The organism is Sinomonas sp. B1-1, from assembly GCF_050474465.1.
GTDB classification, from domain to species: Bacteria; Actinomycetota; Actinomycetes; order Actinomycetales; family Micrococcaceae; genus Sinomonas; species Sinomonas flava.
Map to the genome: position 1 here is coordinate 1 of NZ_JBCHVF010000009.1, position 13,208 is coordinate 13,208.

Here is a 13,208-nt window from a genome sequence, read left to right on the forward strand (position 1 = left end):
GACCAACGAACAGCCGCCCTTGCACCATGGCTCGAGCACTACAACACTGAACGCTGTCACAGCGCACTCGGAGGCAAACCCCCGATCAGCCGGCTGGCACCAACCTGATGGCCGGGTACACCTAGCCGGGCTCAGCTGGAGGCGGGCCGCCCCGCCCCCTCGAGGCGGTCCACGAGGGCGAGCCCGCGTTCGGCCCAGGCCACCTCGGCCCGCGCGCGCTCGATCAGCCCCTCGTACGCGAACACCTTGTACTCGACGATGCGCTGCCACTCGTCTTCGGGCTGGCCTTCGAGGCGCCGCGCGAGGGTCGGGTTGGTGTGGTCGCGGAGGGTGCGGATCATGTCCTCCCAGTCGCGGATCCGGCCGCCGTGGTACTCGATGTGGTCGCGGAAGAACTGCCGCCCGGCGTCGGGCTCGGCCCACTCGAGGTACGCGGCCCGCAGGCGCAGGGGGTCCCGCTCGCGCGTGTACTGCGGCGGCTCGTTGAGCCAGGCGCGGAAGGCCGCCACGCCGTCGACCGTGATCTCGTAGCGCTTCTTCGTGCCCTTCCTGCCCCACGGGACCGTCTCGCCGCGGATGAGCCCGTCCTGTTCCATGCGCCGCAGCTCCGGGTAGATCTGCGAGTCCGGCGCGTGCCACACGTAGCCCACGGACGTCTCGAAGTTCTTGTAGACGTCGTAGCCGGTCATCGGCTGCGACGTCAGCATCGCCAGGAGGGCGAACCTCAGGCTCACGGGCCACCTCGTTTCGTGTCGGTAGCCAGCCTACCCAGCCCTTGCCAACTAACTATGGACATAGGTAGTCTGTGTCTCGAATCACCAACTATCTACATCGATAGATAGTCTCCGGTCAGCGACGACCGCCACGGAAGGACACCGATGTCTGGCACCCACCCCGCCTCGACCACCAACAAGACCCTCGGCCACCCGCTCAACGCCTGGTACGCCGCCGCCTGGGACCACGAGGTCACGCGCAAGCCGATGGCCCGCACCATCGCGAACCGCCCGCTCGCGCTCTTCCGCACCGAGGACGGCCGGGCCGTCGCCCTTGCCGACGCGTGCTGGCACCGACTCGCCCCTCTCTCCCTGGGCAAGACCGTGGGCCGCGACGAGATCCAGTGCCCCTACCACGGGCTCCGGTACAACTCCGCGGGACGCTGCACCTCCATGCCCGCGCAGGAGACCATCAACCCCTCCGCCGTGGTCCCCTCGTTCCCGGTCGTGGACCGCTACCGGTACGTGTGGGTGTGGCTCGGCGACCCGGAGCTGGCGGACCCCGAGCTCATCCCGGACATGCACCAGATGACCTCGCCCGAGTGGGCCGGAGACGGCGAGACCATCTACGCGCCGTGCAACTACCAGCTCGTGCTCGACAACCTCATGGACCTCACGCACGAGGAGTTCGTCCACTCCTCCTCGATCGGCCAGGACGAGCTCTCCGAGTCCGACTTCGAGGTCACGCACGATGACCGCACCGTCACGGTCTCCCGCTGGATGAAGGACATCGAACCGCCGCCCTTCTGGCTCAAGAACATGCGGGACAAGTTCCCCGGCTTCGAGGGCCGGGTCGACCGGTGGCAGATCATCACCTTCCAGGCCCCCTCGACCATCACCATCGATGTCGGCGTCGCCAAGGCAGGCACGGGCGCCCCCGAGGGCGACCGCAGCCAGGGCGTCAACGGCTTCGTGATGAACACGATCTCGCCCGAGACGGACAGGACGTGCCACTACCTCTGGGCGTTCATGCGCAACTACCGCCTCGACAGCCAGCTCATCACCACCCAGCTCCGCGACGGCGTGCACGGCGTGTTCGGCGAGGACGAGGAGATGCTGAAGGCCCAGCAGGCCGCGATCGACGCGAACCCGGACTACGAGTTCTACAGCCTCAACATCGACAAGGGCGGCATGTGGGTCCGGCGGCTCATCGAGCGCATGCTCGAGGCCGAGGGCCGGCTCCCCGGCGCCGCGGCCTCCGCGCCGGCCTCCCAGCCCACGCCCCAGCCCGCGCAGGTCGGTGCCTGAGCATGGCGGCGCAGTCCTCAGCCATCTGGCAGCGCGGGCGGGTCGTCGAGGCCCGTGACGTGGCGCGGGACATCCGCCGGATCGTCATCGCCCCCGAGAATCCGGTCAGGGCGGCCGCGGGCACCCACGTGGACGTCGCCGTCATGATCGACGGCCAGCCCGACGTGCGCTCCTACTCGATCGTCGAGGCGGACGACGACGGCGCGCGCCTCGCGCTGTCCGTGTACCGCACGCCTGCCTCGCGCGGCGGGAGCGTGTACATGCACACGCTCGAGACCGGCGCGGAGGTCGAGCTGACCCAGCCGATGCAGAACTTCCCGCTGCGCGTGGGCGCCCGGCGCTACCTGGTCCTCGCCGGGGGCATCGGCATCACGGCGGTCCTGGGGATGGCGCGTATCCTGGCCCGTACCGGCGCGGACTACCGGTTCGTGTACGCGGGACGCAGCCGCGCGGCCATGGCCTACCTCGACGACCTTGTCGCCGAGCACGGCGACCGGCTCGAGGTCCACGTCGACGACGAGGGCTCGAGCCTGGACGTCCCGACGCTCCTGGCGGACGTGGACCTCGACACCGAGCTGTACATGTGCGGCCCGATCCGCCTCATGGACGCGGTGCGGCGCACGTGGCAGGACCTCGAGCTGTCCCTGCCGAACCTGCGCTACGAGACGTTCGGCAACAGCGGCTGGTTCGACCCCGAGGAGTTCGTGGTGCGGATCCCGCGCCTCGGCATCCAGACGGTCGTGCCCAAGGGCCGGTCCATGCTCGAGGCACTCGAGGACGCGGGGGCGGACATGATGTCCGACTGCCGCAAGGGCGAATGCGGCCTCTGCGAGGTCCGCGTCCTCGGCCTCGAGGGCCGCCTCGACCACCGGGACGTGTTCTACAGCGACCGCCAGCAGCACGCCTCCGAGAAGATGTGCTGCTGCGTCTCGCGCGCCATCACCAGCAGGGAATCCGTGATCGCGGGGAGTGGCCCCGCCGTCGTGACCATCGAAGTGAGCTGAGAATGACACCTGACCTCCGGGCCCGCATCGAAGCGGCCCCCATGCGCACGGCCCAGTGGCTCGTCGTCGCGCTCGCCACGGCGCTCAACGCGCTCGACGGCTTCGACGTGCTCGCCATGGCGTTCACGTCGGCCCGCGTCTCCAAGGACTTCGGCCTGACCGGCGGCGAACTGGGGATGCTCCTCAGCGCAGGCCTGGTGGGCATGGCCATCGGCTCGCTCGTGCTCGGGCCGGTCGCGGACCGGATCGGGCGCCGGCCCGTCCTGATCCTCTCGGTCTCCCTCTCTGCCGTCGGCATGCTCCTGTCCGCCACCTCGGGCGGTGCCTGGCAGCTGGGGCTCTGGCGGGTCGTGACCGGCCTCGGGGTCGGCGGCATCCTCGCCTGCACCAACGTGCTCGTGAGCGAGTTCTCCTCGAAGAAGCTCCGCGGCCTCGCGATCAGCATCTACACGGCCGGCTACGGCGTGGGCGCCACGGTCGGCGGAAGCGCGGCCGTGTGGCTGCAGGCGACGTTCGGCTGGCACGCCGTGTTCGTCGGCGGCGCGGCCGCGACGGCCGTCCTGCTCGTGGCCGTCCTCCTCTTCGCGCCCGAGAGCATCGACTTCCTCGCCACGCGCCGCCCGCGCGGCTACGAGGCCCGGCTCGCGCGCCTCGCCCGCCGCCTGCGCCTCGGCGGTGCCGAGACCGCGGACGTCCTCGCGGTGCCGGTCGCGGACGCCACGCGGCCGGATCCGTCCGGCACGACCGTGGGCCAGCTCTTCGCCCGCCCCAACCTCCGCACGACCCTGCTGGTCTGGGGCGCGTTCTTCGTGGTGATGTTCGGGTTCTACTTCGTCAACAGCTGGACTCCCAAGCTCCTGGTGACCGCGGGCATGACCGAGAGCCAGGGTGTGGTGGGCGGGCTCATGCTCACCCTCGGCGGAACGGTCGGCTCGATCGCCTACGGCGCGTTCGCCGCGAAGTGGCACCGCCGCACCGTCATGCTGTGGTTCACGGTGCTCGCCGCTGTCGCGACCGGCGTCTTCATCTCGACGGCGGGCGTCCTCGCCCTCGCCTTCGTGGTGGGCGTCCTGCTCGGCGCCCTCATCAACGGCTGCATCGCCGGCCTGTACGTCATCACCCCCTCGGCCTACGCCGCGAGCCTGCGCAGCACGGGGGTCGGCTGGGCGATCGGCATCGGGCGCATCGGCGCGATCATCGCCCCGCTGGCGACCGGGGCGCTGCTGGACACCGGGTGGACCCCGAACGGGCTCTACCTCGCGGTCGGCGCCGTGATCCTGATCGGCGCCGTCGCGGTGTACTTCCTGCCCCGCGACGCCAGCGCAGGCCGCGCGGCAGGGGAGCCGGCGGAGCCGGAAGCGGTCGCCGCGCACTGACGCGCCCACCACGCCCGACGGCGGCGACGCACCCCGCGCGGGTGCGTCGCCGCCGTCGTGCTCGGGGGGCTGCGCGTGGAAGACTGGGAGGATGCTGAGCAGGTCCCGGCCCGCGCAGGCGGCGCCACCGCCCCAGACGCCGCGCACCGCCGTCGCGCGCGTCCTCAGCGAGGTGTTCCAGCCGCCGTTCACGATCGCGGTCCAGCTCATCGTGAGCCCCGCCGCAAGCCCGGGCTGGCCGGAGACGTGGTGGTACGGGGCCATCGCGGCCCTCTTCACCTGCGTGCTCCCGTTCGGCATCCTCCTGGCCCTGGTCAGGGCCGGACGCGTCACCGACCACCACGTCAGCCAGCGCACGCAGCGCGCGCCGGTCCTCGCGATGGCGGTCGGATGCGTGCTCGCGGGACTGGCTGTCCTCGCGGTCCTCGGCGCGCCGGCGTCGGTCCTCGCGATGACAGTGGCGATCGTCGCCGGGATCGCCTTCCTCGCCGTCGTGAGCCTGTGGTGGAAGGTGAGCGGCCACGCGTCCGCGATCGCGTCCTCGACCACAGCGGCAGTGCTCCTGCTCGGCCCGGAGTGGTGGCCGCTCTTCCTGCTCGTTCCGCTGGTCGGGTGGTCCCGCGTGGCCCTCGGGGCGCATACCCTCGGGCAGGTCGTCGCGGGCGCCCTCGTGGGTCCTGTGGTGATCGTGGGCCTGTGGTGGCTCCTCCTCGGCGCGGGCTGACCGCCACGCGAACATGCGACCACTGCCCTTCTGATACTGGAAAAATCTCAATAAAGGCGGAATAGATATTTCCGCAACCTAATGCGTGGTCCTACGCTGGAAGGCACCGGCCTCTGCCGGACACCCGTGACGAGAGCAGGCGAGGGGGCCATGGAGACGCGACACCTGAGGTACTTCGTCGCGGTCGCCGAGGAGCGGCACTTCGGCCGCGCGGCCCAGCGCCTGCACATGGCCCAGCCGCCGCTGTCCCAGCAGATCAAGCAGCTCGAGGAGCAGCTCGGCACGCCCCTGTTCGAGCGCACCACCCGCAAGGTCGAGCTCACCCCCGCCGGCGAGCTCCTCCTCGAGCGCGGCCGCCGCATCCTGCAGGACCTCGAGGAGCTCGAGTCGGACGTCGCGCAGGTGGGCGCCGGCGCCGCGGGCGTGCTCCGCGTCGGCTTCTCCGGCTCGGCCACCTACCGGCTGCTCCCGCCGCTCGTGCAGAAGGCCCGCCGCGAGCTGCCCGGCCTCAAGCTCAGCGTCCACGGCGAGATGCTCACGCCGCAGATGGTGGCCGACCTCGAGGAGGGCAGGCTCGACGTCGCCGTCCTCCGCCCGCCGGTCGACTCGCCGGAGGTCGACCTCGCCTTCCTCGACCAGGACCGCCTCGTCGCCGCGCTCCCTGCCGACTCCCCGTGGGCGGAGCGTTCCCAGCTCGACCTCGCCGACCTCGCGGGCGAGTCGTTCGTGGGGTACCCCGCCCAGTCCGTCGTGACCCGGATCTTCCGCGAGGCGTGCCACCGCGAGGGCTTCACGCCCCGCGTCGTCCAGGAGGCCGCCGAGACCTCGACCCTCCTCGCGCTCGTCGCCGCCGGGATGGGCCTCGCGCTCGTGCCCATGACGACCCGCCGGTTCGCGTTCCAGGGCATCGTCTTCCGGCCCGTGCGCAACGCCCCGCCGGTGGACCTGGCGGTCGCGTGGCGGCACGGCGCCCAGACGCCCCTCGTCCGCCGCTTCCTCGCCCTCTTCGACACCGTGTCCGCACCCGCGCACGACGGCGCCGCCGCACCCCGCGCGGCCCAGCCACCCGCCGTCGTGCGCACCCAGCCCGTGAAGGAGCCCACCCGTGAAGATTGAGCGCATCGAGGCGATCCCCTACTCGATCCCCTACACCCACCCGCTGAAGTTCGCGAGCGGGGAGGTCCACGATGCCGAGCACGTGCTCCTGCGGATCCACACCGACGACGGGCTCGTGGGCATCGCCGACACCCCGCCGCGGCCCTACACCTACGGCGAGACGCAGGCCTCGATCGTCGCGGTGGTCCGGGACCTCTTCGCGCCGCAGCTGACGGGGCTGGACCCGCTCGACCGCGAGAAGGCCCAGCGCGTCATGGGCCGCACGGTGCACAACGACACCGCCAAGGGCGCGGTGGACATCGCGCTGTGGGACCTCATCGGCAAGTCCCTCGGCGTCCCGGTCCACAAGCTCCTCGGCGGCTACGCGGACGGCATGCGCGTCTCCCACATGCTCGGCTTCCGCCCGGCCCACGAGCTGCTCGAGGAGGCCCAGCGGTTCCGCGAGCAGTACGGCGTGACGACCTTCAAGCTCAAGACCGGCCGCCGCCCGCTCGGCCTCGACGTCGAGGCCGTCCGCGTGCTGCGCGAGGGCCTCGGCGAGGACGTCGAGATCTACCTCGACGCGAACCGCGGCTGGACCGCCAACGAGGCGATGGAGGTGCTGCGCCGCACCGAGGGAATGGGGCTGACCGCGCTCGAGGAGCCGTGCGACGCGTCAGAGGCGCTCAGCCGCCGCCGCCTCGTGCAGCACTCGACGATCCCGATCGTGGGCGACGAGTCCGTGCCGACCCCCGGCGACGTCTCGCGCGAGCTCCTCTCCGGAGGGTGCAACGCCATCTGCATCAAGACGGCCCGCAGCGGGTTCACGAAGGCCGGCGAGATCCTCGGGCTGTGCACCGGCCTCGGCGTGGACGTGACGATGGGCAACCAGATCGACACGCAGATCGGGTCCCTCGCCACCGTCACGTTCGGCGCGGCGCACGAGGCCAGCCAGCGCCGTGCGGGGGAGCTGTCCAACTTCCTGGACATGTCCGACGACCTCCTCGCCGAACCGCTCGAGATCCGCGACGGCGTCATCCGCGTCCGCGAGGTGCCCGGCGTGGGCGCCGAGATCGACGAGGGCAAGCTTGCCCGCTACCGCCAGGATTCCTGAGGAGGACCACATGCTGTTCATGGCACGCATGGACGTGACGTTCCCGCCCCATCTGACCCCCGAGCAGGTCGCGGACTTCCAGGCCCGCGAGAAGGAGTACTCGGCAGGGCTCCAGCGCTCGGGGAAGATGGCCGGCATCTGGCGGATCGTGGGGGAGTACGCCAACCACTCGCTGTTCGACGTCGAGTCCAACGACGAGCTCCACACGATCCTGAGCGGCTTCCCCATGTACCCGTACATGAAGATCAAGGTCACTCCGCTGGCGAAGCATCCCAACTCGATCCGCTGAGCGGCGGCCCGTCGGCGCTCTCGCCGCGGCCCGTCCAGGTCTTGATGACCGTCCACGCGACGGCGGTGACAGGAACCGCCAGCAGCGCCCCGATGATCCCGGCGAGGACCGTCCCGGACGCGAGCGCGAGGAGGATCGCGAGGCCGTGGATCGAGAGCACCCGGCCCATGAGGAGCGGCTGGAGGAGGTGGTGCTCGATCTGGTTCGCGGCCAGGACCACGATCAGTGCGACGAGCGCCACCACCGGCCCGTTGGAGATCAGGGCGATGCCCACGGCGAGGAACCCCGCGAGGGTCGCGCCCAGGATCGGGATGAACCCTCCGATGAAGACGAACACGGCCAGGGGCAGCGCCAGGGGCACCCCCAGGACCTGCAGCCCGATGCCGACGATGACCGCGTCCGCGGCGGCGACCATCACGGTGCCGCGGACGTAGCCGCCGAGCACGAGCGCGCTCCGGTCCGCGGCGAGCCGGGCCCTGTCCCGGTGCGAGGGCGGCATGAACCACAGGAGGAACTCGAGGATCTGGCGGCCGTCCTTGAGGAAGAAGAACAGGATCACGGCCATCAGGATGAGCGAGGTGACGATCTCGCCAGCCGTGCGGGCCCCGGTCAGGGCCTCGGCCCCGACGCTTCCGGACGTGAAGAAGTGCTGGATGGAGTCGCGCGCCTGGGCGATCTGCTCGTCGCTGATGCGCGCGGGCCCGTTGTTGAGGAAGCTGTGGAGCTGCTCGAGGCCGGCCGTGAACCGTTCCGCCAGCTCGTGGGCCTGGGCGCGGACGAGGAACACGATGCCGGTGATGATCCCGCCGAAGACTGCCAGGATCGCCACGAAGGAGCTCAGCACGGCCAGGGCCCGCGGCCACCCGTGGGCGTGCAGCCAGCGGACGAGCGGGGCGATCGCGCACGCGAGGATCGCGGCGATGACCACGGGGATGACCACGAGCGGGATCCTCAGCAGGACCCAGACCACCGCCCATATGAGGGCGCCGACCGCGAGGGCCTGCACCGAGCGGGTGCCCGCACGGCCGAGGCCGTCGGACCAGAGGTCGGCGACCTGCCTGCGCGGGGGAGTGGCGGGCGGTTCGGACATGGTGCCCTCATTCCAAGTCGTCGGCGAGCCAGCCCAGCGTACCGCTGGTCTGCCAGCGATTGGTCTGCCAGCGCTGGCTGAGGCCGTCCCGATGAGACCCGAGAGGTCTCAATGGCGCCGAAATCAGTATTTCCCTCGGCTCAATACCCCGTCCTACCGTGGAAGCATCACCCGGTGAGATGGATCACAGGGAAGGACGAAGGAGTCGCCATGAGCACCGAGACCAGTTCCGGACCACAGAGCCCCGGCCTCGGCGCCATGGCGCTGGCGCGGCCCTCCTCTGGGGCCATCGTCACCGCGGAAGCGTACGACGGCGCCGCGCACCGATGCGGGGCCGGAGCCTTCACGCTCGTCTCACTCGACCCGCCCCTGGCTCTCGTCACGCTGCCCCGCAGCTCCGCCGCCGCCCAGTGCGTGGGCGACGCGCCCTTCACCGTCGACGTCCCCGACGCGTCCGGGACCGAGATGACCCTGACCTGCAGCCCCTGGAACGTCTACGACGGCGGCGACCACGTGATCGCCGTCGGCGAGGTCGTCTCCTGCCGAAAGGACCAGCCATGCTCTTCACCCTCCTGACCCTTGCCCGCCCCGCCTCCTCGCCGGTGCCCGGCGCCCCCAGCGGGGGGCTTGACGGCAGCGGCACGCCGAGCGCCGCCGTCGTGCGTCCCCACGAGCACGGGCTGGAGTCCGCCGCCTGGGCGGGCTGGTGGTGCCCGGACTGCGGCGGCTGAACCTAGGTCGTTTCAACTCAGCGGAAGCGGGGCCGCGGCCGCCAAGGCGCTCTCCCGTACAGTCGGTCCATTCCAGCGGCAGTGACGCCGCTCACAGCAATCCGCAGGGTGCATGCACGACGCCGAGGAGCTGATGACCGACGATGACTTCCGCGGCCGCAACCGGGGGGCCGAGCCCGGCGCGCACGCTCGCGTTCTCGACCGAGGGCATCCCCACGGCGAACCGGGTGGAGCTCTGGTCGATCCACAATGCGAAGGCGCTCATCGCCCTCGACATCCGGACGATGGACGACTCGCCGCTCGCGGCGGCGGAGATCAACCTGCACTTCCCCTCGATCAAGCTCGCCCAGGTGCGGGGGAGCGCCCAGGTCATCGAGCGGAACGAGCGGTTCATCCGCCGGCATCCGATGGACGTCATCGGCGTGTTCTTCGCGCTCGCCGGCGAGGCGTTCTTCTACTACCCGGGCGGCTTCGAGACGCTGAGGCCGGGCCAGGCCGTCATCTACGACGCCGACCGGCCCTTCATGCGCGGCTTCCACCGGGGCGTCGAGGAAATGGTCCTGACGATCCCGCGCGAGGAATACCTCGCCCTGTCCGGCGGGAGGCCGCTCACCAAGCCGGTCGTCGTCGACTTCCACGACGCCGGTCCCTCCAACCGCCACATGCTCGCGCTCGCGAGGCTCGTCCGGGAGGCCCTCGCCACGGGCACAGCCGGCGGTGCACCGGCCGCCGCGCCGCTGGACGCCCGGGCAGTCGAGGCATCTTCCCTCGAACTGCTGCGCCTCCTCGTCGCAGGCAGGGGCGCCGGGACACCCCTGGGCTACCTCGCGTCGGCCCGCTGCTTCATCGAGGAGCACCTCGCGGACCCTGACCTGTGCCCGGCGCGGGTCGCCGACGCCGTGGGCATCAGCGAACGGCACCTCACACGCGTGTTCGCCGAAGAGGCGGAACCGCCGGGCGCGTACATCCTGCGCCGGCGCCTCGAGCGGGCACGGTCCCTCCTCGCCGACGAGGGCGAGCGGACGACGCCGATCGCGGCCGTCGCCGCCAGATGCGGCTTCTCCTCGCAGGCCTACTTCGCCCGCGTCTTCAAGGCACGCTTCGGCATGACGCCGCTGGCCGCCCGGCGCGGCGGTGCCGACACCCTGATCCTGCCCGACTGACGGGCCGTGCCGCCGCGCGGTCGCGCCCGCCCGAGTCGGCCAGCCGCGCGATTTGCAGTCCTCGGACACGTTCTTGCACTCCCCGGACATCGTCCAGTGCAGGACCTCGCAGAGCGGATGTGAGCTGGAACACTCGTCGTCACCGGGGAAAGGACGTGCCGGCGACGCTGCCGGCCCGCACACGAGGAGATCACCCTATGACCACCCCACCCATCGACCCGCGCGACCTGCGGCACGCCTTCGGGCGCTTCGGCACAGGCGTCACAGTCGTCACGACCCGCAATGACGTCGGCGAGGCCCATGGTGCGACCGTGAGCGCCTTCACCGCAGTCTCCCTCGACCCGCCGCTGGCCCAGGTCACGCTCATGCGCGAGTCCAAGCTGTCCGGGTTCGTGGCCCAGCGGCCGTTCGCGATCAACATCATGGGCGCCGCCCAGCAGGACACGTGCCTGCACTTCGCGGGCAGGCCGATGAGGGACGGCCCCGCCTGGGGGCAGAGCTCCACCGGAGTCCCGGTCCTCGCCGGCAACGCCGCGACCCTGGAGTGCCGCCCGTGGGCCGTATACGACGGTGGCGACCACCTCATCGTCGTCGGCGAGGTCGTCGCGCTCGAGATCACCCCCGCCGCGCCCCTCCTGTTCTTCGGCGGCAAGTTCCACCACCTCGGCGGCCTCGTCGGCGGCGCGCCGTGGGACTACTGCGGCGACGGCCACGCTGCCCAGTCCTCGTTCGTCCCCGCCCTCGCCACGCTGTAGGCGCATCCCGCCCCGCCTGCCCCGCAGACGCCAGTACCCCCAAGGCACCGCACCCGCCCACCCACGCCGCGGCAGCGCCGCCGTCGGCCATCGAAAGGAAGCAGCCATGACCGAGATCCTCGACACGCCCACCGCCGCCCCGCACGCCGTTCCCGACATGAGCGAGCGCACGACGCCCGCCAATGCCCTCAGGCCGCAGACCGGAGGCGAGTACATCGAGTCCCTCCGCGACGGGCGCGAGGTCTGGATCTACGGCGAGCGGGTCAAGGACGTCACCACCCATCCCGCCTTCCGCAACTCGGTGCGCATGGTCGCCCGCCTGTACGACGGCTTCCACCAGGAGGAGACCGCGTCCAAGCTGCTCGTGCCCACGGACACCGGCTCCGGAGGCCAGACGCATCCGTTCTTCAAGGCCGCCCGCAGCGTCGAGGACCTCAAGGCCTCGCGGACGGCGATCGAGACGTGGGCCCGGATGTCCTACGGCTGGCTCGGCCGTTCGCCGGACTACAAGGGCTCCTTCCTCGGCACGCTCGGCGGCATGCCCGAGTACTACGAGCCGTACCAGGACAACGCCAACCGCTGGTACAGGGAGTCGCAGGAGAAGGTCCTCTACTGGAACCACGCGATCGTGAACCCGCCCGTGGACCGGCACCTCCCGCCGGAGCAGGCCGGGGACGTGTTCATGAAGGTCCAGAAGGAGACCGACGCCGGGCTCGTCGTCTCGGGTGCGAAGGTCGTGGCCACGGGCTCGGCGATCACGCAGTACAACTTCATCGCCCACTACGGCCTGCCGATCAAGCGGAAGGAGTTCGCGCTGATCTGCACCGTGCCCATGGACTCCCCGGGCGTGAAGCTCATCTCCCGCGCCTCGTACTCGCACCAGGCCGCGGTGATGGGAACGCCGTTCGACTACCCGCTCTCCTCGCGCCTGGATGAGAACGACGCCGTGTTCGTCTTCGACAACGTCCTCGTCCCGTGGGAGAACGTGTTCTCGTATGGCGACATCGACAAGATGAACAACTTCACCCCCGCCACCGGCTTCCTCAACCGCTTCTCGTTCCAGGGCGTGATCCGTCTGGCCGTGAAGCTGGACTTCATCGCCGGCCTCCTGCTCAAGGCCCTCGAGATCACGGGAACCAAGGACTTCCGGGGCGTGCAGACCCGTGCCGGCGAGGTCATCGCGTGGCGCAACATGTTCTACGCGCTCGCGGACGGCATGGCGCTCAACCCGGATCCGGGCCCCAACGGGACGGTTCTGCCGAAGGTCGACTACGCCATGGCGTACCGGGTGTTCATGTCGACCGGGTACCCGCGCATCAAGGAGATCATCGAGCAGGACGTCGCGTCGGGCCTCATCTACCTCAACTCGTCCGCGCTGGACTTCAAGACCCCCGAGATCCGCCCGTACCTCGACAAGTACATCCGGGGCTCCGAGGGTGTGGCAGCCGTGGACCGGGTCAAGCTCATGAAGCTGCTCTGGGACGCGATCGGCACCGAGTTCGGCGGCCGCCACGAGCTCTACGAGCGCAACTACGCGGGCAACCACGAGGGCGTCAAGCTCGAGACACTCATGGTCGCGGAGGGCAACGGCACGGTCGCCTCGATGAAGGGGTTCGCGGACCAGTGCCTCGCCGAGTACGACCTCGACGGCTGGACCGTGCCAGACCTCATCAACAACGACGACGTGAGCATCTTCCTCAACCGGCGCTGACCGGCGGCAGGTGACCCTCAGGACGTGACCCCCAGAAGGTGACCCTCAGGACGTGACCCCCAGGACGTGACCCCCAGAGGGGCTCTGGGGGTCACCTTCTGGGGGTCACCTTCAGGGAGTCACCTTCCGGGGGTC

15 protein-coding genes are annotated in these 13,208 nt (G+C 70.6%); 13 read left to right on the top strand and 2 right to left on the bottom strand.

Annotation, left to right across the window (positions count from 1 at the left end):
* Positions 1-108, top strand: a 108-nt coding sequence (locus ACQ5BE_RS12940; RefSeq protein WP_430297527.1) for an integrase core domain-containing protein, incomplete at its 5' end; no start/stop codon positions are given.
* A 23-nt stretch (positions 109-131) separates the two neighbouring features.
* On the opposite strand, the gene ACQ5BE_RS12945 is transcribed toward ACQ5BE_RS12940, so the two are convergent.
* Positions 132-734, bottom strand: a complete 603-nt coding sequence (locus tag ACQ5BE_RS12945; protein ID WP_430297390.1) for a PadR family transcriptional regulator — start codon at positions 732-734, stop codon at positions 132-134.
* 144 nt (positions 735-878) lie between these two features.
* On the opposite strand from ACQ5BE_RS12945, the gene ACQ5BE_RS12950 reads away from it, so the two are divergent.
* The 7 genes from ACQ5BE_RS12950 (at position 879) to catC (ending at position 7,623) form a co-directional block, all read left to right on the top strand.
* Positions 879-2,021, top strand: a complete 1,143-nt coding sequence (locus tag ACQ5BE_RS12950) for an aromatic ring-hydroxylating dioxygenase subunit alpha (RefSeq protein ID WP_430297391.1) — start codon at positions 879-881, stop codon at positions 2,019-2,021.
* Positions 2,022-2,023: 2 nt separating this feature from the next.
* Complete coding sequence (locus tag ACQ5BE_RS12955) at positions 2,024-3,025, top strand: PDR/VanB family oxidoreductase (RefSeq protein WP_430297392.1); 1,002 nt, start codon at positions 2,024-2,026, stop codon at positions 3,023-3,025.
* A gap of 2 nt (positions 3,026-3,027) precedes the next feature.
* On the top strand, positions 3,028-4,401 hold the full coding sequence (locus ACQ5BE_RS12960; RefSeq protein WP_430297393.1) for an MFS transporter: 1,374 nt from the start codon (positions 3,028-3,030) through the stop codon (positions 4,399-4,401).
* A gap of 91 nt (positions 4,402-4,492) precedes the next feature.
* Positions 4,493-5,125 carry a phosphatase PAP2 family protein gene (locus ACQ5BE_RS12965; RefSeq protein WP_430297394.1) on the top strand — a complete coding sequence of 211 codons (633 nt, stop codon included), beginning with the start codon at positions 4,493-4,495 and terminating at the stop codon, positions 5,123-5,125.
* Between the two features lie 150 nt (positions 5,126-5,275).
* The gene (locus tag ACQ5BE_RS12970) at positions 5,276-6,241 is read left to right on the top strand and encodes a LysR substrate-binding domain-containing protein (RefSeq protein WP_430297395.1); all 966 of its coding nucleotides are present in this window, start codon (positions 5,276-5,278) and stop codon (positions 6,239-6,241) included.
* Positions 6,231-7,334, top strand: a complete 1,104-nt coding sequence (locus tag ACQ5BE_RS12975; protein WP_430297396.1) for a mandelate racemase/muconate lactonizing enzyme family protein — start codon at positions 6,231-6,233, stop codon at positions 7,332-7,334. The genes ACQ5BE_RS12970 and ACQ5BE_RS12975 overlap by 11 nt, the downstream gene beginning before the upstream one ends.
* A gap of 10 nt (positions 7,335-7,344) precedes the next feature.
* Positions 7,345-7,623, top strand: coding sequence for a muconolactone Delta-isomerase (gene catC / locus ACQ5BE_RS12980; RefSeq protein ID WP_208710708.1), 279 nt, complete (start codon positions 7,345-7,347; stop codon positions 7,621-7,623).
* Here catC and ACQ5BE_RS12985 read toward each other — a convergent pair.
* Positions 7,586-8,713, bottom strand: coding sequence for an AI-2E family transporter (locus tag ACQ5BE_RS12985; protein ID WP_430297397.1), 1,128 nt, complete (start codon positions 8,711-8,713; stop codon positions 7,586-7,588). The genes catC and ACQ5BE_RS12985 overlap by 38 nt on opposite strands.
* A 210-nt stretch (positions 8,714-8,923) precedes the next feature.
* Between ACQ5BE_RS12985 and ACQ5BE_RS12990 the strand changes: the two genes are divergently transcribed.
* From ACQ5BE_RS12990 to ACQ5BE_RS13010, 5 genes are all read left to right on the top strand, one after another.
* Positions 8,924-9,289 carry a flavin reductase family protein gene (locus ACQ5BE_RS12990; RefSeq protein ID WP_344301120.1) on the top strand — a complete coding sequence of 122 codons (366 nt, stop codon included), beginning with the start codon at positions 8,924-8,926 and terminating at the stop codon, positions 9,287-9,289.
* The gene (locus ACQ5BE_RS12995) at positions 9,271-9,444 is read left to right on the top strand and encodes a hypothetical protein (RefSeq protein ID WP_430297398.1); all 174 of its coding nucleotides are present in this window, start codon (positions 9,271-9,273) and stop codon (positions 9,442-9,444) included. Before ACQ5BE_RS12990 ends, ACQ5BE_RS12995 begins: the two co-directional genes overlap by 19 nt.
* Positions 9,445-9,587: 143 nt before the next feature.
* Positions 9,588-10,607 (top strand): AraC family transcriptional regulator, encoded by a 1,020-nt coding sequence (locus tag ACQ5BE_RS13000; RefSeq protein WP_430297399.1) that lies wholly within the window; start codon positions 9,588-9,590, stop codon positions 10,605-10,607.
* A gap of 197 nt (positions 10,608-10,804) precedes the next feature.
* A complete protein-coding gene (locus ACQ5BE_RS13005; protein ID WP_430297400.1) occupies positions 10,805-11,362 on the top strand; it encodes a flavin reductase family protein in 558 nt (185 codons plus the stop codon).
* A gap of 106 nt (positions 11,363-11,468) precedes the next feature.
* Positions 11,469-13,073, top strand: a complete 1,605-nt coding sequence (locus tag ACQ5BE_RS13010) for a 4-hydroxyphenylacetate 3-hydroxylase family protein (RefSeq protein WP_430297401.1) — start codon at positions 11,469-11,471, stop codon at positions 13,071-13,073.
* Positions 13,074-13,208 lie beyond the last annotated feature (135 nt).